At 41.6% G+C, this 19,235-nt stretch carries 16 protein-coding genes; 8 read left to right on the forward strand and 8 right to left on the reverse strand.

Annotated features, from left to right (window positions below; all coding sequences use genetic code 11):
* Positions 1 to 174: 174 nt before the first annotated feature.
* Positions 175 to 1,686, reverse strand: a complete 1,512-nt coding sequence (locus ACFN7Z_RS07325; protein WP_005401131.1) for an aldehyde dehydrogenase family protein — start codon at positions 1,684 to 1,686, stop codon at positions 175 to 177.
* A gap of 198 nt (positions 1,687 to 1,884) precedes the next feature.
* Here ACFN7Z_RS07325 and ACFN7Z_RS07330 point away from each other — a divergent pair, with 198 nt between their 5' ends.
* The gene (locus tag ACFN7Z_RS07330) at positions 1,885 to 3,060 is read left to right on the forward strand and encodes a transcriptional regulator (RefSeq protein WP_005401132.1); all 1,176 of its coding nucleotides are present in this window, start codon (positions 1,885 to 1,887) and stop codon (positions 3,058 to 3,060) included.
* Between the two features lie 29 nt (positions 3,061 to 3,089).
* Here ACFN7Z_RS07330 and ACFN7Z_RS07335 read toward each other — a convergent pair whose 3' ends face one another.
* Positions 3,090 to 4,061, reverse strand: coding sequence for an alpha/beta hydrolase (locus ACFN7Z_RS07335; RefSeq protein ID WP_005401133.1), 972 nt, complete (start codon positions 4,059 to 4,061; stop codon positions 3,090 to 3,092).
* 192 nt (positions 4,062 to 4,253) lie between these two features.
* Entirely contained in the window at positions 4,254 to 5,465 is a 1,212-nt protein-coding gene (locus ACFN7Z_RS07340) for an iron-containing alcohol dehydrogenase (protein ID WP_004984892.1), read from the reverse strand.
* Between the two features lie 239 nt (positions 5,466 to 5,704).
* Between ACFN7Z_RS07340 and ACFN7Z_RS07345 the strand changes: the two genes are divergently transcribed.
* The 3 genes from ACFN7Z_RS07345 to ACFN7Z_RS07355 all read left to right on the forward strand — a co-directional run bounded on the left by ACFN7Z_RS07345 (position 5,705) and on the right by ACFN7Z_RS07355 (position 10,598).
* Positions 5,705 to 7,666, forward strand: coding sequence for a hypothetical protein (locus ACFN7Z_RS07345; RefSeq protein ID WP_058869753.1), 1,962 nt, complete (start codon positions 5,705 to 5,707; stop codon positions 7,664 to 7,666).
* Between the two features lie 131 nt (positions 7,667 to 7,797).
* Entirely contained in the window at positions 7,798 to 9,513 is a 1,716-nt protein-coding gene (locus ACFN7Z_RS07350; protein ID WP_058869752.1) for an AAA family ATPase, read from the forward strand.
* Positions 9,514 to 9,614: 101 nt separating this feature from the next.
* Positions 9,615 to 10,598, forward strand: a complete 984-nt coding sequence (locus ACFN7Z_RS07355; protein ID WP_004984887.1) for an ion transporter — start codon at positions 9,615 to 9,617, stop codon at positions 10,596 to 10,598.
* 363 nt (positions 10,599 to 10,961) lie between these two features.
* Here the strand turns inward: ACFN7Z_RS07355 and ACFN7Z_RS07360 are convergent, their stop codons facing one another.
* Positions 10,962 to 12,182, reverse strand: a complete 1,221-nt coding sequence (locus ACFN7Z_RS07360; RefSeq protein WP_005401136.1) for an MFS transporter — start codon at positions 12,180 to 12,182, stop codon at positions 10,962 to 10,964.
* Positions 12,183 to 12,427: 245 nt separating this feature from the next.
* Complete coding sequence (locus ACFN7Z_RS07365; protein WP_004696797.1) at positions 12,428 to 12,886, reverse strand: DUF441 domain-containing protein; 459 nt, start codon at positions 12,884 to 12,886, stop codon at positions 12,428 to 12,430.
* Positions 12,887 to 13,021: 135 nt separating this feature from the next.
* Between ACFN7Z_RS07365 and ACFN7Z_RS07370 the strand changes: the two genes are divergently transcribed.
* Positions 13,022 to 13,756 carry a pseudouridine synthase gene (locus tag ACFN7Z_RS07370; RefSeq protein WP_395442659.1) on the forward strand — a complete coding sequence of 245 codons (735 nt, stop codon included), beginning with the start codon at positions 13,022 to 13,024 and terminating at the stop codon, positions 13,754 to 13,756.
* Between the two features lie 10 nt (positions 13,757 to 13,766).
* On the opposite strand, the gene ACFN7Z_RS07375 is transcribed toward ACFN7Z_RS07370, so the two are convergent.
* The 3 genes from ACFN7Z_RS07375 to ACFN7Z_RS07385 all read right to left on the reverse strand — a co-directional run bounded on the left by ACFN7Z_RS07375 (position 13,767) and on the right by ACFN7Z_RS07385 (position 15,663).
* Entirely contained in the window at positions 13,767 to 14,207 is a 441-nt protein-coding gene (locus ACFN7Z_RS07375) for a GNAT family N-acetyltransferase (RefSeq protein ID WP_004696801.1), read from the reverse strand.
* Positions 14,208 to 14,300: 93 nt separating this feature from the next.
* Positions 14,301 to 14,636 carry a type II toxin-antitoxin system RelB/DinJ family antitoxin gene (locus tag ACFN7Z_RS07380; RefSeq protein ID WP_005401138.1) on the reverse strand — a complete coding sequence of 112 codons (336 nt, stop codon included), beginning with the start codon at positions 14,634 to 14,636 and terminating at the stop codon, positions 14,301 to 14,303.
* A gap of 112 nt (positions 14,637 to 14,748) precedes the next feature.
* The gene (locus ACFN7Z_RS07385; protein WP_005401139.1) at positions 14,749 to 15,663 is read right to left on the reverse strand and encodes a pseudouridine synthase; all 915 of its coding nucleotides are present in this window, start codon (positions 15,661 to 15,663) and stop codon (positions 14,749 to 14,751) included.
* 121 nt (positions 15,664 to 15,784) lie between these two features.
* Here ACFN7Z_RS07385 and tsaE point away from each other — a divergent pair, with 121 nt between their 5' ends.
* The 3 genes from tsaE to miaA are packed head-to-tail and all read left to right on the forward strand — an operon-like array spanning position 15,785 to position 19,145.
* On the forward strand, positions 15,785 to 16,261 hold the full coding sequence (gene tsaE, locus ACFN7Z_RS07390; protein ID WP_010326867.1) for a tRNA (adenosine(37)-N6)-threonylcarbamoyltransferase complex ATPase subunit type 1 TsaE: 477 nt from the start codon (positions 15,785 to 15,787) through the stop codon (positions 16,259 to 16,261).
* Positions 16,254 to 18,194, forward strand: a complete 1,941-nt coding sequence (mutL, locus tag ACFN7Z_RS07395) for a DNA mismatch repair endonuclease MutL (RefSeq protein ID WP_010326866.1) — start codon at positions 16,254 to 16,256, stop codon at positions 18,192 to 18,194. The genes tsaE and mutL overlap by 8 nt, the downstream gene beginning before the upstream one ends.
* 6 nt (positions 18,195 to 18,200) lie before the next feature.
* Positions 18,201 to 19,145 (forward strand): tRNA (adenosine(37)-N6)-dimethylallyltransferase MiaA, encoded by a 945-nt coding sequence (miaA, locus tag ACFN7Z_RS07400; protein WP_010326865.1) that lies wholly within the window; start codon positions 18,201 to 18,203, stop codon positions 19,143 to 19,145.
* Positions 19,146 to 19,235 lie beyond the last annotated feature (90 nt).

Raw genomic sequence — 19,235 nt, forward strand, 5'->3', positions numbered from 1 at the left:
TTTATGCAATTTCAGTACCAAGCGACTAGACGTCCTGTCTAATGTTTATATGACACAGTTTTGAATTATTGTTTTGATGGTTGATGGTTGATGGTTGATGGTTGATAGAGAAAATGTTTAGGGTAACGAATCACCCTAAACACATAGAGAACTATATATGAATAGACTAAGTGCTTAGAAGAAGCCCATAGGCTTAGTTGCATAGCTCACAAGTAAGTTTTTAGTTTGTTGGTAATGATCGAGCATCATTTTGTGGTTTTCACGACCAATCCCTGACTTTTTATAACCACCGAAAGCGGCATGTGCAGGGTAGATGTGGTAACAGTTGGTCCAAACTCGACCCGCTTGAATTGCACGACCTGCACGGTAAGAGGTATGTGCTGAACGTGACCATACACCAGCGCCTAAACCATAAATAGTGTCGTTGGCAATTTTAATCGCATCGTCAAAATCTTTGAATGTTGCCACAGAAAGTACAGGTCCAAAAATTTCTTCTTGGAAAATTTTCATGTCATTGGTGCCTTTGAAAATGGTTGGTTCAATATAGAAACCAGAACCCACTTCATTACGCTCACTACCACCTGTCAGTACTTGTGCACCTTCACCGCGACCTGTTGCGATACAACCCAAAATTTTCTCTTGTTGTTCAAGTGAAGCTTGCGCACCAATCATCGTTTCTGTATCGAGCGGGTGACCCGTTTTAATGCGTTTCACACGTTCAACTGCCATTTCAAGGAATTTATCTGCAATACTTTCTTGAACTAAAGCGCGTGATGGACATGTACAAATTTCACCTTGGTTAAGTGCAAACATGGCAAAACCTTCAAGGGCTTTGTCTAAGAACTCATCGTCTTGATCCATAATGTCTTCAAAGAAGATGTTTGGAGACTTACCACCTAATTCCAACGTTACAGGAATTACGTTTTCAGTGGCATATTGCATGATCATTTGACCCACAGCAGTAGAGCCAGTGAATGCAATTTTAGCAATACGTGGATTGGTTGCGAGTGGACGACCCACTTCAACACCATAACCGTTGACGATGTTTAAAATACCGGGTGGTAGTAAGTCTTGAATGAGTTCAATTAAAACCAAAATGCTCGCAGGGGTCTGTTCAGCAGGTTTTAAAACAATACAGTTACCCGCAGCAAGTGCAGGAGCAATTTTCCATGTCGCCATCAAAATTGGGAAGTTCCATGGAATGATTTGTCCTACCACGCCTAATGGTTCGTGGAAGTGATAGGCAATAGTATCTTCATCAATTTCAGAAATGCCGCCTTCTTGCGCACGGATACAGCCTGCGAAATAGCGGAAATGGTCAATGGCTAAAGGAATGTCCGCTGCGAGCGTTTCACGAATCGGTTTACCATTGTCCCATGTTTCAGCCACAGCCAATTTTTCTAGATTTTGTTCTAGACGATCTGCAATTTTAAGGAGTAAATTTGAACGTGTAGTAGGAGAAGATTTGTTCCATTGTTCTTTGGCTTTATGCGCAGCATCCAGTGCAAGCTCGATGTCTTCTACAGATGAGCGAGGGACTTTTGTAAAAACTTTACCGTCGACAGGAGAGATATTTTCAAAGTATTCACCTTTTACTGGAGCAACCCACTCGCCACCAATAAAGTTGTCATACTGTGCTTTAAATTCTACTTTAGAACCAGATTGGTTAGGGTCTACATAGCGCATATTGAAGTTCCTTTGCTTATTGATTTTTTAAAAGCATCTACAGCTTTGGTATAAGGTACATCTGTACAATATTTAAGTAGCATAACTAATATAAGGTTGGAAAAAGGTTGGAAGGAAGGAGGTTTACAAGCCTTTGACAAATGTTTACAACCAAGTAATACAGTGGACGTATATCAGGAATTGTTTTGAGAATAAGGAATGATGGCAATGCAACATTTAATACAGAAAAGACAAGAAATAGAAAAGCTTAGAACCAGTAGCAGTATTTCGACGGTACAAGCTGAACAACTGGGAAAAAGTATTGCAAGTTCATGGCAGCGCTCTAACTCCGCAGAAATTCCAAAAGATCGCTTTGCTGCGCCCATTTCTGAAGGTTCTATGTCACAAGGTTCAGCGCTACAACATGCTTTGAGTTACTGCGCAGATGAACTAAGACATATTGCACAACAGTCTTCGATGGTGGTCGCTGTAGGCGATATTGGGAGTACGATTATTTGGAGTGCGTCCAGCAGACAAATGCGTAATGCGGCAGAAAGTGTACATTTTGTTGAAGGCGGGCAGTGGCGAGAGGAATTGGTGGGGACCAATGCATTGGCCTTGTCCTTAAAAACGCAACAGTCCAGTTGTGTCTTTTCAAATGAACACTACATGAGCTCCATCCATGATTGGGTCTGTTATGCGGCGCCGATCATCGACCCTTACTCAAAACACGTCCTTGGGGTGATTGATTTATCCACCACATGGAAAAATCATAATAGCCTTGGTCTACTCGCAGCAGAGCGCTGTGCATCTATCATCCAAACGGCACTGTTAGAATATCAGCGTCAACAGTTATATATCCGTGCTTTTGGTGTGCCGCAAGTACATTTCAATGGCAAAGTGATGGTGCTCACACCGCGACAAATTGAAATTCTGACCATCTTAGCGCTGTGCCCACAGGGCATGACTTTAGACACTTTGCATCAGGCCTTATATGGTGAGCGCAAGGTAAGTGTGGGAACACTTAAGGCCGAAATGTCACAACTGCGTGACTTGCTCGGTGGTATGTTGGGATCTCGTCCCTATCGAATTTTGGCGCATATCGAGGCCGATTTTTTACAAGCCGAGCAAGCCTTAGATGCTGCATATATCGAAACCGCGTTAAAACTTTGTTCAGGTGTTTTACTGCCTAAAACGGAAAGTCCATTTCTATGTGCATGGCGCGACTGTTTGGAGTCACGTTTAAGCAGTGCGATTTTTAAAGCCAATGAAACCGATATGTTGTTTAAACATGTCGCACGTTACCCAGAGGCGATTGATGCTGTTGAGCGACTCATTGAGCTGACACCGAATGGACATCCTGCGCATCAGCTACTTGAGAAATATAAAATTTAAGAATTCTTAATTGTGTTGGAAAGGTATATTTACACTATTTTTTGCTCGAGCCATTGGAACAGCTTAGTATAAACTTCGGTACGAACTTCAGGTGCGGAGAGTACTAAGTCGTGTAAACCGTTTTGAATGGTCACGACACTGACGTCACCTTGTAAATTTTTAGCCTGCTTTTCAATGTCTTTAACATCTAAAATCACATCACTGGTTTGCGCGGCTAGGCCCCATTTCTTCGGGTTAAGCGTTTGATGTGAATGCATAATGAGTGCAGGAACAGAGAGCTTTAAACCACCGCGATGAATTTCTTTCTGTGCTTCATGAATTGCACGTACAAAGCTGATGCGAACCATAGAGTAGCTTGGTTGTTTCCACTCCAAATCAAAGTTCCATTCACCATGCTCGTTTTGATGCAGGCTCGGTACATACCATTTATTCAGTTCACTTGGAAACTTGATGTCAGGAAAATGCTTTGCGAGTCGGCTGAGCTGCGGCACGCCAAGTTTGCGCTTAATGGGATGCATATTAAAATCATAAAAAGGGCTATTGGCCCAAAGTGCTTTGATCAGCGGATGCTTAGGATTGTGTGCAGCGTATAAAGTCGTGATTAAGCCACCCGTAGAGTGTCCTGCAAGCAGCACCGTAGTATGGCCTTCATTGCCAATGATCTCTAAGGCTTGGGTAATTTCAGCATCGTATTCGCTGAGATCACGGACATTGTAGTATTTTTGATGACTTAAATAAGAGCGCCCGTATTTACGTAAATCCAGCGCATAAAAATCATAACCATGTTGGTTAAATTGTTCAGCCATTTCGGTTTGAAAAAAGTAGTCAATAAAGCCGTGGATATACAGCACAGCTTTTTGAGTATTTTTCGGGGCTTTTTTGCGCACGAGGGTTGCGCAGACTGCACCTTCATAATCGTCTGGGAAACTGAGTTTTAATTGTTCATAGCCTTCGCCGAGGACATCAGGTGTATACGCAGGATGAGTTTGATTTTCTGACATAATTTGCTCTGGTTGTTATTGTCATGAGTTTTCTTATCCTTGATGAAGTGCAAAACTTTGTCAACCACAAATAAAAAAAGACAATTTAAGTGCACGGGTAAGCAAGGATTAGGCTTACCTGAATGAAACAGTATGGACGTCTGTTTCATTCCACTTAAATTGTCAAAGCAAACTAAAAGTTAAGGAGAGAACTTATACCGCTGCTTTAAAATCGACCACTGAAGCACCAGATTTGAGTGCAGCTTTGAAGATGTCGACCACTTGAGCATGGTTTGCTTTACGTGGGTTCGTCAGCATGCAGGCATCTTTTTGCGCATTTTCAGACATAACACCCAAATCTTGCTCTTTCACACCCAGTTCAGATAAGCTCGATGGAATACCAATCGATGCAGATAGTTCACGAATCGCGTCAATGGCAGCATATCCAGCTTCTGTCACAGTTAAACCTGTGATGTTAACTCCCATCAGTTCAGCAATACGTGCATAACGGTCAGGGCAGGCAATTAAGTTGAACTCACAGACGTGTGGGAGTAGGACTGCATTACATACGCCGTGAGGTAGGTTATAGAAGCCACCGAGTTGGTGAGCCATAGCATGGACATAACCTAGTGATGCATTATTAAATGCCATACCTGCTAAATATTGTGCATAACTCATGGCATCACGTGCTTCTAAGTTTTCGCCGTTCGCAACTGCTGGACTTAACCATTCGCTAATCATCGAAATGGCTTTTTCAGCACAGGCATCGGTGATTGGATTTGCCGCTGTTGAAACATAAGCTTCTACCGCATGGGTTAAGGCATCCATACCTGTTGCTGCTGTTAAGCTTGCAGGTTTTGCAATCATCAGTTTAGGGTCATCAATTGCAATCAGTGGAGTGCAGCGCCAGTCTACAATTGCCATTTTTACGTGCGTATCTGTATTGGTAATAATACAGAAGCGCGTCATTTCTGATGCTGTACCTGCCGTGGTGTTGATGGCAATAAGAGGAGTCATTGGAACCGTACTTTTATCAATTCCTTCGTAGTCACGAATATGACCGCCACCCGCAGTCACGAGTCCAATACCTTTAGCGCAGTCATGGGAAGAACCACCACCTAAGGACACAATAAAGTCACAACCTTGTTCGTTATACGCAGTCACGCCGTTGTGGACATTGATGTCAGTTGGGTTCGGTTCTGCACCTGGGAAGATGTGGCTATCAACACCTGCATCTTTGAGATATCCTGCAATGGTGTCGGCTACGCCAAATTTAAATAAACCTGCGTCGGTCACAATCAGCGCTTTCTTTGCACCGAGGTTTTGTGCTTTGCCACCAATTTCTTTGGCACAGCCTGGGCCAAAAAGTGAAACACAAGGGATATAAAAACCGTTCGTTTGATCTGCAATATTTTTAAAAGCCATGGTGCGATTCCTTCTACCATTATTTATGTTGTTATCGGTGCTCATTACCGTTTTTAGAGTATTGAATGATTCCAAAAACTTGTGTACCTACCAAATACCTACCATGAGTAAGGGAATGAGGAAAAATGGCTTCACCGAACAAAATGGCTATCGATAAAAGGCATAGCCTGTGGTTCAGGATTTGTTTATATTGGTTTTGAAGTTGTGGTGAAAATAGCCAAATTCAAAGAGGGCCAGCCGTGGAGAAAAACGATAAGCTTAAGCAATATCAAAGTCTTGCTATACAGTTAAGACAAGTTGTTCCGAGTATTCAGCAGCTTTATCACGAGCAGGCCGCTTTTCTTTCCACACTCAATGTGCAAAACGTTTTAAGTGTCGACGTAAAAAAACAACGGATTCAAATTTTAAATCATTGTTTTCATATTCAGTTTTATATACCGACGGAACAGGCGGAGCTGTGTGTTCCACAGTTTATCTATCAAGGGCACTATGCGGAAGCACTCGAAGAGTTTTGTTTACACGACATTGTGTTTTTAGTGGGTGATCAGTCCCCACAACATTCTTTGTATTTGCGTAATAAAGTTAAACAGTTGCGTCAGCTGATTCTTCAGCAGGTGTTTGTTTTGTTCGATGGGCCGAGTCGCGTGCAAACGATTTTGACTGAAATACGGCAAACGCAATCAGAACTCTTTCAACAGCTGTGCCAGCAAGTTGAATTCAATACAGATGATCCAACCTCTGAGCGAAGTTTGCTGGCCGAGTTGCAGCGCTTATGCAACTTAGATGTAGATCAGGCGGAAGATATTTTACCCTTACAGTCGTTGATGAATAGTTATGATGAGCTGTGTTGCAGTGCCAATCAATTCTTAGAACCACATGTTTATCGCATTATACAAACGGCATTTCCTGAACGGTTTTCTTTACAAGAGTTGATGGATCATACGCACGACATTCATTTGTTGTATCCGCATGCTAAAGAGCAGCCCCATATGCTTGGCTTTGTGCGGCTTATGCATCGGGATTTTTGGACATCGCGTGATTTGTTGTCTAAGCGGCATTTTTTAAAAACTGAGACCAAGACATGGCAAAAGAAGGTCGCTAAACTCCCGATTTTTGATGAAAGCCGTACCGTAAATTGGTTATTCAAACAAAAAGCGGTGGTGACAGACTGGGTTAGTCAAAATATTCAGCACAGTAGTATACGCGTTGCCGTAACGGCTTTAAGTTATCTCGATACTCAGTCTTATCATCCTGAGATTATTGTCACGACTTTAAAGTACTTCCAACATGTTGCGGCTCGCTTATTTATACAAAGTTGCTATGAGTATGCCTTACAACAGCACTGGTTTGAGCTGGAGGCCAACCAGCATGTGGTCTTAAAAAATAGACGCCAAGATATGGATGATCAGCGGATAGCGATCAGCCCATCTATTTTGTATTTAGATGAATGGCTCGAACTGCTGCGCCGTGTGGTCGAACAACAGCCCGAACGGGGGAAACGGGTCTACACAAAATTGAGTCGTGTAATGCAGGCCTATATTCAGCATCTAGATAAAATTGCGCAGAAACTCCCAGAAGACTTAGTGACTTATTTTAGCGAAGATAAGCAACAACACCGTGATTTTTATCTTCAGTTAAAGCAACATAAACTGTATATTGAAAGCTTTAGACAGTTGTTTTATTTAAATCATCCCCCTTTACGAGTTTCGGTGTTTGATGCATATGTGCGCGATTATTTGCCTGAACATTTCGAGACGCAAAAGGAGATTTTAAAAAATGTCACGTGGAAGAGCCTATTTCATCAGGCTGTGCAGTGGCATGATCAATTGCATAGCCAAGAGCTGCTTGCGGAACTGAAACGAAAGCTTGGTTATGTCTCATGGCAACCGATCAGTCATGAAGCTTATTATTTTATTGAGAGTTGGGTGCTTGAGGAGCTCAAAGATATGGATCGTATCATTGCAGAGTCACGTCGCTTTCAACATTGTTTAGCAGCCAGTTTTGCCGAGCGAATTATTGTGCGCGAATATGCTGCATTTCATATGAGTCATACCGACGCACAGCGGCATTTGACGCTCGGTTGTCACTATATTGCAGGGCAACTGTTATTTGATCAGCTTGAATATCCAAACAACCAAAAAGCGCTACCGGATGATGTTGTCGTCGCTGAACAATTCATTGCCATGCTGAACCAAAACTAATAACCCAGCTCTTAAAAATTAAACAACAATGGACTTAATTTGTCGCACATCATTTACTGTGTGACGAGATCTGCTTAACTTTTTTGCAAAAACTCGGTAGGCTATAGCCGTTCATCAATGGTATAGGTCTTATGAAGCAAGAAACTGCACTCAAACTCTTAAAAGCGGGCGAAAATGTCTTTTTAACCGGTTCCGCTGGTGCAGGAAAAACCTATACGCTGAACCAATATATTAACTATTTAAAAGCCCGCAAAGTGCCTGTGGCGATTACTGCTTCTACAGGTATTGCCGCAACGCATATGAATGGCATGACTATTCATACTTGGGCTGGTATTGGAATTAAAGATGCGTTGGGGGAAGATGAACTCAAACGCATGAAAGAACGTAAATATTTAAAAGAGCATTTAGAGAATGCCCAAGTCTTAATCATCGATGAAATTTCGATGTTACATGCCAAGCAACTCAATTTGGTCAATAAAGTCCTTAAGTTCTTTAAAGAAAGTCAAGAGCCATTTGGCGGGATTCAAGTGATTGTTGCTGGTGATTTCTTTCAGTTACCGCCAGTTGGTAAAAATGAAGAACGCAACCGCGATAAATTCTGTTTTATGTCTGATGCTTGGGTCGAAGCCAAGTTTCGTGTGTGTTATTTGACTGAGCAGCACCGTCAGGGCAATGATTATCTCAATGATATTTTAAATGCCATCCGCAGTCAGAGTATTAACTCTCAGCACTTGCAGGCTTTACAAGCTACACGTCAGCAAGATATTGGAGAAATCTTTACACGTTTATATACGCATAATATGGACGTGGACACCATCAACTTCAAACATTTGAATGAAATTGAAAATGAAGGTCGACAGTTTGAGGCGGTGTGTGATGGCAATGACAAGCTTATTGAAACTTTAAAGTCTTCTGTGCGAGCACCTGAAAACCTAACCCTCAAGAAAAATGCCAAAGTGATGTTTGTAAAGAACAACTTTGATGTGGGATATATCAACGGTAGCTTAGGCGAAGTGGTGGGCTTTGAAGAAGATGATGACTTTGGGATCTTGCCTAAAGTCAAACTGACTGATGGCACGGTACTTGTAGTTGAGCCTGAAACATGGTCAGTGGACAATGATGCGGGAAAAACGATTGCCAGTTTTCAGCAAATTCCATTGCGCTTGGCATGGGCCATTACCATCCATAAGTCACAAGGGATGACTTTGGCGGCAGCGGAAATTAATCTTAGTCATACTTTTGAAAAAGGACAGGGCTATGTGGCTTTGTCGCGCTTAAAGACTTTGGATGGTTTAAGGTTACTAGGATTTAATGAACAAGCTTTGGAGTTAGATAGTCTTGCCATTAAGGCAGACCGTCGCTTCCAAGAACTGTCCGATGAAGCCGAGACACATTTCGAGGCCGTTGATCTTGACCCGCAGCACAAGGCATTTATCCGTCACTGTGGCGGAACGCTCAATGAAATTGAGATTGAGCGGAATGAAAAGAAAATTGCCCGTAATGCAGGTAAAGCCAACTATGCTTCTGCAACACTTGATGAAACACGTGAATTGTTTGAAGGTGGTTATGAAATTGCAGATATCGCACAAGAGCGCGGTTTGACGGCTGCAACTATTATCAACCATTTGGCAAAGTTGCATAAAGAGCAAGGCTTGGATATTTCCGTGGCACATCCTGGAGAAGAAGTAGTTGAGCAAGTGCGGAAAATTTATAAACGCTTAATGAAGCGTCAGCAAACAGAACACTTTAGCGAAGATGGTGCGATTAAGCTTCGTCCTATTGTGGAACTGACAAATCCACGTATGGGCTATGACCAAGTTCGTTTAGCGCTGTTATATATTGAATAACATCTTAAAACTAGGACATTTCGTGCAGAAATTTCTTACTTACTTTGCCCAGAACTTCAGTTAAACTGAATTTTAAGGGATAAGAATAACTTAGAATCGTAATGAAATTGACAGCTTGGTACACGCTTCGCAAATTTGTTTATAACAATTTGCATAATGAGGATTATGAGACGCCCTTAAGTCGAGGGTTAAACTATTTTCTCATTGCACTGATTATGAGTAATGCTGCTGCGGTCTTGCTGGAGTCGGTGCAAAAGTACTATGTGTTGTATCAAGACTTTTTCTATTATTTTGAAATCTTTTCTATTATCGTTTTTAGCGTCGAATATCTTTTACGTTTTTGGTCAATTGCTGAATCTAATAGTTTTGAGTCGGATTGGAAAAACCGTCTAAATTGGGTCAAAAGTGGTGGGGCGATTATCGACCTTTTGGCTATTCTACCTGCCTATTTAAACTTCTTTGTTCAGTTCGACTTACGATTCTTAAGAATTGTTCGTTTGCTCCGACTTCTCAAGCTCACCCGCTACTTTGTCTCTCTACAAATTTTATTACGTGTCATTGAGCGTGAAAAAGGCTCATTTCAAGCGGTTATTTTCATCTTAATGATTATGATCATTATGGCGGCTGCAGGGGTGTATTTGATTGAAAGTCAGGCACAACCTGAAGTTTTCAGTTCCATTCCTGCTTCAATGTGGTGGGCCGTGGTTACATTGACCACCGTCGGTTATGGCGATGTGACACCTATTACGCCGTTAGGACGCTTTCTTGGTGCGATTATTACTATCTTAGGTGTAGGTTTAGCGGCATTACCTGCGGGTATTTTGGCGAATGGTTTGGCCAATGAACTTGAGCAGCGTAAAGAAAAACTTGAACTCAGATTTCGAGAACTAATCCAAAATAGCGATATTGATTTTGTCTTGGAGACAGAAAAAATTGAAGAAGTTCGTAAAGAAGTTGGGCTGACCAAAGAGCAAACACACGATATTATTTTACAGCTCATTCGTGAACAAAAAGAAGAATCTTTAAGGCAAGAGCGTGAGCAATATGCCTATTGTCCACACTGCGGGAAAAAGCTACCTGAATGATTATGCCAGTCAGTTAAGGTGTTTCGTATTGAACTTCTTAACTGCGGAGTCTCACCGTTTTTAAGTTCAATTTTGGAGTTCTTTTTTTCGCCAAAAGAAACACATTGGTCATTTGAACAAACAGTCCATATTAAAGGCGATTACATCGCCTTGGGCTGCAAATAAAAGCTTTGCTTTTATTCTTACCGCAGCTTGCGGATGACGTTATCGCGTATCGAATAAAATTTAGAGTTTAAAAAAAATGCCATTAAGATTTTTAATGATCTGACATTAATCTGAATGATGGATTGTAAAAGCGTGCATAACAATACGATTGAGTTCTTACGCACGCTTATTGTTTTAGATAAAGTCATTTATTGGGGGTTAACAAGTCTGATTTGAATCGCTTTTACATGCGGATATCAACTTTTTCTCATGCTGAAAAGCCAACAATAAAATAATCAGCCCACCTAAACTTAGTAAAACTCCGACCCAGATTGGAGCTAGCCAACCTAAACCTTGGCTAATTAACCAGCCGCCCAGAAAAGCACCAAAAGCATTGGCAATATTAAATGCAGAATGATTCAGCGAAGCTGCTAAGCCTTGTGCATTACCAGCGACATCCATTAAGCGGGTTTGTAGTAAAGGCCCCAAGCCTGCAATACTGAAGCTAACCAAGAAGAGTGCAATAAAAGCAGTGGCAAGGTGATCCATAGACAGGGCACAAAGTACATAAGAGCAGGCATTGGAAACTAAGACCCAAATAATCGCCTTGTTTAAGTTTTTATCGGCAAAGTGTCCTGCGACAACACCGCCGACGACCAACCCGAGCCCAATACATGCCAGTGCAAACGGAATGACTTGAATGCTAGCATGGGTATATTCAGTCAAAATAGGTGATACATAACTATAGACAGAAAACAGCCCACCAAATCCAATTGCACCGACAGCAAGCGTGAGCCACATTTGTGTATTTTTAAGTCCACGCAGCTCATTTTGAATGCTGGCTGTGTGATCCAGTTGCATTTTGGGTAGGCCAAAACAAATTGCGACCACAGTCAAAAATGCGATAGATGCAGAAAACTCAAAACCTGCCCGCCAACCATACAGCTGACCCAGCCATGTCGCAAAAGGCACACCAATCACGGTCGCGACATTCAGCCCCATCATGAGCATGGCGACTGCCGAAGCACGCTTTTGTTTTCCAGCAAACTCTGCAACCACCAAAGCGGCAATACCAAAGTAAGCGCCGTGAGGGAAACCTGCAATAAAACGTGAGACCAACATAGACTCATAGCTGTTTGCGAGTGCTGTACTGGCATTGGCGATACCATAAAACAGCATGAGGCCAATTAAGAGCGTTTTACGCGGAACCTTTGCGGCCAAAATGGCAATCACAGGTGCGCCAATAGTCACACCTAAAGCATAGGCACTAATAAAATGCCCTGTGACAGGAATGCTGAGATTGAAACTTTGTGAGATCTCTTGGATGAGTCCCATCGCAACGAATTCAGTCGTACCAATACAAAAACCACCGAGTGCTAATGCCAAAATAATGACAGATAAGTGACTCGTTGGTGGGATGCTATTTTCTTGAGAGGACATAAATAGACGAGAAAATGAAAAGTATTATACGTTCTTTATCACATTAAAATTTGGTTGTTCAAAAAAGTTATAAGTGAACTAAGCAAGCGTATATTCATATGAACTCTGAAGGTTCTACACGATGAATATTTATTCATAGCGCTATATTGAGTGGACTTTCTATAAAAAGAAGTCAAATTTAAAGGCAGCAAATACAGATCAATCCAGCCTAGCTTGAGAATTTGGATTTTTTTGTATTCGCTAGGCTAGGGCTGTCCTGTACCAATGATTAGGGTAAGTAACCCAGCCGCAATGAGTGGGCCGACTGGAACGCCACGTAGTAAAGCCACTCCTGCAACGGTTCCGACTAGTAAGCCTGCAACAACATCGGGTTGGTTTGACATCAGTTTTACGCCGCGCCCGCCTAGCCATGCAACCAAAACACCAATGGCGATGGCAAGTAATGATTTGACACTTAAAAAAGATTTAAAAATACTTTCACCACTAATTCTACCACTTGCAATCGGCACTAAAACTGCAATGGTTAAAATGATGATCCCGATATTTAATCCATGTTGTTGGATGAGTGGGAAGTATTCACTCAGTGGTGTCATCCGCAAAATAATGAGTACTGCAGCAGCAATGGTTACCGCAGAGTTGTGACTGAAAATACCACAAGCCAGCAGGATCAAGAGGACGATCAGATTCAAATCTAAGTTCGGCATAGGGGAGAGACTGGTCAAAAAAACATGTGCATTGTAACGTTTTTTTAGCCACTTTGCCGAATGATCCAAGTACTTTGATTGATGTTCCTGTATTTCAGTATAAAATGAGCCTTTATTTAAAAATGTGGTGTGCTGATGCTGTTGGAAAAAATGTTGCAGTCGCAAGGATTTGGTTCGCGAAAGCATTGCCAACAGTTGATTAAAAATGCAGCCATTGAAATTGATGGGCAGATCATTACTGACCCTAAATATAAACTCAAATTGGATGCTTTGAACTACAAGGTACATGGCAAGAGCTTTGAATACCGCGAAAAAGTCTATATCGCCTTAAATAAACCTCAAGGCTATGAATGCTCACATCAGGCGACACATCATTTTAGTGTTTTTGATTTGTTTGAAGATGTGCTCTTGAATCGTGGCATTCAGTGTGTAGGTCGTCTAGATCAAGACACCACAGGTTTATTGTTACTCACCGACGATGGTCAGTTTTTACAAGCATTGACACATCCTAAAAAGCATGTGGCAAAAGTGTATCGGATGAAAACTGCCGACCCTGTTACAGATGAACAGGTCCAACAGTTGGAGCAAGGGGTGGAGCTGCGAAATGAAAAAGGGAGCTTTGCTGCAACGGATGTAAAACGCTTAGCTGAATGCGAACTGCAAATGACCGTGCATCAAGGGGTATATCATCAAGTGAAACGTATGCTTGCGGCAGTGGGAAATAAAGTTGAGAGCTTGCATCGTCAGCAAATTGGAGCGCTCGACTTAACGGGGATACCAGATTTAGTCGAAGGGCATTGGATCTATTTAAATGCAGAACAAGTGGCTTTAGCCAAGACACGCAATGATCTTGAGAGTGAAGGTCTTTAGACGCTGAATGCTATAGAAAGCAATGATAGGTCTTAAATTCATTATCCGCTACAAAGCCCATTGCTTCATATAAGCTGTGGGATTGATAATTATTTTTTTGCGTTTCAAGCGTAATACGAATGGCTTTTTCGTGTCGCGCAAACAAAATCGCGGTATCAATCAATTGTTTTGCTGAGCCATGGCGACGATGCGGTGGAGAAACATAAACATCATCTAAAATATAATAAGTTGCACAGGCCACAGAAGAAAAGCCTAAATACAGCAGCACAAAACCTGTAATCACATCGTCTTTGACATGAATGAAGATGACGCTTTGTTCGTTTTCAAGGCGAAGTTTAAGGAACTTTTGGGAAAGCGCTAAGTTGGAAGATGCACCATAAAATTGGCGATATTCATCAAATAATACAGCAAGTTTTTCTAAGTCTTCTAAAGTGGCACGTCTAACGATCATGTATTACTCCATGCTGTATTTATAATATTTACATGAAGCATACCTAAGTTTTGAAAGGGATATTTCTAAAATTTGTTTAGAAATGCAACACTGTTAAGTTTTGTCACTTTCTCCCAAGATTGCCGCTAATTCTTCAAAAAGATCACTATGTTCATCGTCTGCAAATAAATCATTGGTTGCAGTTGAGTCTGCGCTGGTGATGTGATCAACCGCTTTTTGTTCTTGCTTGAGCTTACGTAGCTTAATCAGCTGTTCAAGATTGATGTTCTGGTTTTCAATTGAGAATGGGATGGATTTGGTTAAAACCACTTGTCTGAAGAACAAACGAACGGCTTGCGCAGGCGTAATTCCCAGTTGTTTAAACACTGCAAAAGCTTGTTTCTTTTCTTGGGAATCGAGTCGAATTTGATAGACTTCTGTTTTTCTCATGATTTTTTAAATAATTTGAACGACTTAAGGGTAGAAGTTATTTTAATCAATTCCATTGTAATTTCAATATTCATACAATGGAATTTTAAATTATTTTGTAATGACAAGCAGATTACAATGTCAATTCAGAATTGGAGCTAAACTGCATAAGCTGTTGAGTTACTGGATCTTTAAATGAAAGATGCTTAGCTAATAGCTGTAAAGGCTGACTAAAATCATAGTCGGCTTTATGTACAACTTTAGGATAGAACGGATCATTTTTAATCGGAAGACCTAAGAAGTTGAGGTGTACACGGAGTTGATGTTGCTTCCCTGTCTCGGGTTTAAGCTCATATTTTGCCCATGTTTCATCATGTTCTAAAAGCAAGATCTCAGTTTCACTGTTCGGTGCTTCGTCTAGGACTTGCATGGTGTAGAACGGTTCACCTTTTTGCATATGTAGTTTTACTATGCGTGGAAATTTGAGTTCGCGGTTAAAAGGTGCAATCGCATGATAGGTTTTTTGAACCTGTCGCTCTGCAAACATTTGCTGATACATCCCTCGACTGTGAATGCATTTGGAAAACATCACTAAGCCAGCGGTTTCACGGTCAAGGCGGTGGATGGGCGTTAAATGCTCAATGCCTGTTTGTTTTTTCAGGCGCACCAATAGGGTTTGTTGAACATATTGCCCCGTTGGACTGATGGTCAAAAAGTGCGGCTTATCCACCACTAAGAAATGATCATTTTCAAATAAAATCTCATGCTGAGATGGCACTTCAATTTCGTGCGCTAAAAAGCGGTAATAAAACACATGCTGATTTTCAAGATATGCCGAATCTGTATGGAGTACATTACCTACAGCGTCATAGACCAAACCATCATGAAAACGTTGCTGCCACTCAGTTGCTTCAATATGCGGAAATTGGTCAGATAAATAAGCCAATACGGTGTGTGGTGCTGGCTTTAATTTAGGCAGAAACACTTTACTTGCGCTCACGCCATTGAGCATGGGAGGGCAAAATTCAGCAGGTTTTATGGTGAACATGATGTGCAGGCAATATCTAATCGGTTGGTGCAGTTAAATACGAGATTTCAAGCTTGTGGCTTGGGCATTTTGTGAGTCCAGTGCTATCATAATTGTTCTTTTGTCACTTGTCGTGAGTATTATGCAGTATTCATTTAATTTAACGCTCAATAATGAACAAGATACCCAAAATTTAGCACAAATTTTGGCACAGCATTTTACGACGGGTGTGGTGTATTTAATTGGGGATTTGGGTGCGGGCAAAACTACGCTAACACGCCATTATTTACAGTATTTAGGTCATCAAGGTTCCGTGAAAAGCCCAACCTATACCTTGGTTGAACCGTACCAAGTTCAAGAGCGTGATATTTTTCATTTTGACTTGTATCGTTTAAACGATCCGTATGAACTGGAGCTAATGGGCATTCGTGACTATTTGGAAACGCCCAATGCATTGTTTTTGTTTGAATGGCCGTCTAAAGGGGGCAATGAAATCCCTCAGGCAGACATAATTATTGATATTCAAAAATCTGAAGATGAACTGACACGGTCTGCTACCTTAAGTTTCCATTCAGTAGCATTATTACAAGCTTTAGAGAGCCAATTAAACAATGCATGATGATTTAAAGATACGCCGTATTCATACTTTGAATCCTGCTTTAGCCAACCAAATTGCAGCAGGTGAAGTCATTGAGCGTCCAGCGTCTGTGGTCAAAGAGTTACTTGAAAACTCGATTGATGCAGGTGCGACAGAGCTGATTATTCGGGTAGAGCAAGGCGGCAGTACTTTAATTGAAATCATGGACAATGGTCGAGGGATTCACGCTGAAGATCTCCCTTTGGCGGTGATGCGACATGCGACCAGTAAAATCCAAACCGCTGAAGATTTACATGCAATTGTCAGTTTAGGCTTTCGTGGAGAGGCTTTGGCTTCTATTGCAGCGGTTTCGCGTTTAACCTTGACCAGTAGTCAGGTGGATGATGGAATTGGCTATCAAGTTGAAGTCAATGGAACTGCATTTGATCGTCAAGAGATTCAGGCTGTAGCTGCGCCTAAAGGTACGCATATTCGGGTACAAGATTTATTTTTTAATGTGCCTGCACGTCGAAAATTCCTCAAAAAACCTGGCACAGAGTTTGGTCATATTGAGGAAATCGTCCGACGTTTAGCGCTGACGCATTTCGATATTCGTTTTGTGCTTGAACATAATCAAAGCATCAAATTGAATTTGCCGATTGCAGATAGTGGTGAGCTACGTTTTCAGCGCGTACAGCAGTTGCTAGGGCGTGCATTTACTGAAAATGCTTATTGGATGGATGCAGATAGCATCAACATGCGTTTAACAGGTTGGTTGGGACATCCCTCGGATGCGCGGGCTCAGGCTGACTTACAGTATGTTTATGTGAATGGTCGAATTGTTAAAGATAAAACCATCTCTCATGCGCTGCGTATGGCTTATGATGGTATTTTGCATGGACATCAGCATGCGGGTTATTTGCTTTTTCTGGAAGTAGACCCTGAAAATATTGATGTCAATGTACATCCGACCAAACATGAAATTCGCTTTTTGAATCAACGTGAAGTACATGAATTTGTACGTCACTATGCCAAAGAGACTTTATCGCAGTTTCAAACGGCAACCGCAGATTTATCTGATGCAATGAAGATTGCAGAGAATCAAGCTTCGATGTCTGTGCAGCCTCGTTATCAAGAGCCTTTGCAGTTGCATCGTCGTGTTGAGTCTGCACAAACTGGTGAGCAAGCCCCATCGGATGTGCTCACTGACTTTAGTTCAAATCAACCACAAGGTGTCCATTATTCGGCGCAACCTTCACGCTATCAGGGCTCACAACAGCTCAATAATGCCTTGCAAAGCTATTTAGCACCTCTGCGTGATGCTTCATCTGCTGTTGATCAAGCTCAGTCTTTGGCTGATTTTACAGTGCAAAGCACTAAAGTCGATGAGCATCCGTTGGGAATTGCCATTGCACAATTGCATGGTATTTATGTGCTGGCTCAAAATACAGAAGGGCTGATTATTGTTGATATGCATGCAGCGCATGAGCGTATTTTGCTACAGCAAATGAAGTCAGCGTGGGATAAACCAGAGTTTTGGACTTCTCAGCAGTTACTTATTCCCAAAGTGATTAATATCACGCGAATGCAAGCGATACGAGTGGAAGAGCTCAAAGATCAATTGGCGCGTTTAGGTCTTGAAATTGATCAATATGGCGATGAGCAGGTCATTGTTCGTGGTGTGCCTGCGATTTTACATAAAGCCAATTTTGAGGCGCTGGTACCTGAATTACTGAACGATTTAGATCCAAATGATGAAGCGCAGGGCTTACTGCAAAAGCGTGATCAAATTCTAGCGGGTATGGCCTGTCATGGTGCTGTTCGCGCCCATCGCATTTTGGGTCTTTCTGAAATGAATGCTTTGCTTCGTCAAATGGAACAAACTGAATTTGCCAGCCAATGTAACCATGGTCGCCCAACTTGGCGTGCGTTTCCATTGGCTCAACTAGATAAGCTTTTTGCTCGAGGAGAGTAGTTTTACATGTCAACTCAATTGCCGGTCATCAATTTAATGGGGCCAACTGCAAGTGGTAAAACTGCTTTGGCATGTCAGCTCTATGAGCAAGGAAATTTTGAACTGATATCTGTAGATTCAGCATTGGTTTTTAAGGATATGGATATTGGTACAGCAAAGCCGACTAAAGAAGAGTTGCTGCAATATCCACATCACCTTATCGATATTATTAGCCCATTAGAAGTCTATTCGGCTGCAAACTTTGTTGAAGATGCATGTGGTTTAATTGATGACATGCATGCGCGAGGTAAAACTCCGATTTTGGTGGGTGGGACTATGCTCTATTTCAAGGCACTTTTAGAAGGTCTTTCAAGCAATTTACCGAGCGCAGACTATGCTGTTCGTGCTGAAATAGAAGCAAAAGGTGAGAGTGAGGGTTGGTCTGCGGTCTATGCTGAATTATGCAGTGTGGATCCACTGGCGGGCGAAAAATTTAAAGTGAGTGATAAACAACGGATTATTCGCGCTTTAGAAGTTTACAAATTGACAGGGCAGCCTATTACTAAACTTCAAGCTGAACAACCTAAAAACGTGCCTTATCGCTATAATTTTCATAATTATGCTTTGATGCCAGACCGTGCCGAATTGCACCAAAGAATTGCACAACGATTGAAAATTATGTGGGACATCGGATTTTTAAATGAAGTGGAAGCACTTATGAAAAAATACGATTTAGATGAAAATTTACCCTCTATGCGCTCAGTTGGGTATCGACAAGCACTCGAATTTTTACAGAAAGGAGATAAAACTGTCGAAAAACAACGTAAAATGGAGGATAAAGCACTTTTTGCGACACGACAACTTGCCAAACGTCAATACACTTGGTTAAGATCTTTGCAAGAGGCACATAAATTTACAACGTATTGTACTATCACGCAGGCACAAGAAGACTTGCGAAACTGCTACGGATAAAGCAAAATTTAGCTACTATCTTTTTTATAATTTTTAATTGAAAAATAAAGATAGTTTTTTGCGCTGATTTTTAAATTTTTTTGGAGTTAT

The organism is Acinetobacter sp. P1332 (genome assembly GCF_044057475.1).
GTDB lineage: Bacteria > Pseudomonadota > Gammaproteobacteria > Pseudomonadales > Moraxellaceae > Acinetobacter > Acinetobacter johnsonii.

Excerpts from the sequence above, each read along its gene's own strand:
- ACFN7Z_RS07325 (WP_005401131.1), bottom strand. The coding sequence starts at position 1,686 with ATGCGCTATGTAGACCCTAACCAATCTGGTTCTAAAGTAGAATTTAAA.
- ACFN7Z_RS07330 (WP_005401132.1), top strand. The coding sequence starts at position 1,885 with ATGATGGCAATGCAACATTTAATACAGAAAAGACAAGAAATAGAAAAG.
- ACFN7Z_RS07335 (WP_005401133.1), bottom strand. The coding sequence starts at position 4,061 with ATGTCAGAAAATCAAACTCATCCTGCGTATACACCTGATGTCCTCGGC.
- ACFN7Z_RS07340 (WP_004984892.1), bottom strand. The coding sequence starts at position 5,465 with ATGGCTTTTAAAAATATTGCAGATCAAACGAACGGTTTTTATATCCCT.
- ACFN7Z_RS07350 (WP_058869752.1), top strand. The coding sequence starts at position 7,798 with ATGAAGCAAGAAACTGCACTCAAACTCTTAAAAGCGGGCGAAAATGTC.
- ACFN7Z_RS07355 (WP_004984887.1), top strand. The coding sequence starts at position 9,615 with ATGAAATTGACAGCTTGGTACACGCTTCGCAAATTTGTTTATAACAAT.
- ACFN7Z_RS07360 (WP_005401136.1), bottom strand. The coding sequence starts at position 12,182 with ATGTCCTCTCAAGAAAATAGCATCCCACCAACGAGTCACTTATCTGTC.
- ACFN7Z_RS07365 (WP_004696797.1), bottom strand. The coding sequence starts at position 12,886 with ATGCCGAACTTAGATTTGAATCTGATCGTCCTCTTGATCCTGCTGGCT.
- ACFN7Z_RS07370 (WP_395442659.1), top strand. The coding sequence starts at position 13,022 with ATGCTGTTGGAAAAAATGTTGCAGTCGCAAGGATTTGGTTCGCGAAAG.
- ACFN7Z_RS07375 (WP_004696801.1), bottom strand. The coding sequence starts at position 14,207 with ATGATCGTTAGACGTGCCACTTTAGAAGACTTAGAAAAACTTGCTGTA.
- ACFN7Z_RS07380 (WP_005401138.1), bottom strand. The coding sequence starts at position 14,636 with ATGAGAAAAACAGAAGTCTATCAAATTCGACTCGATTCCCAAGAAAAG.
- ACFN7Z_RS07385 (WP_005401139.1), bottom strand. The coding sequence starts at position 15,663 with ATGTTCACCATAAAACCTGCTGAATTTTGCCCTCCCATGCTCAATGGC.
- tsaE (WP_010326867.1), top strand. The coding sequence starts at position 15,785 with ATGCAGTATTCATTTAATTTAACGCTCAATAATGAACAAGATACCCAA.
- mutL (WP_010326866.1), top strand. The coding sequence starts at position 16,254 with ATGCATGATGATTTAAAGATACGCCGTATTCATACTTTGAATCCTGCT.
- miaA (WP_010326865.1), top strand. The coding sequence starts at position 18,201 with ATGTCAACTCAATTGCCGGTCATCAATTTAATGGGGCCAACTGCAAGT.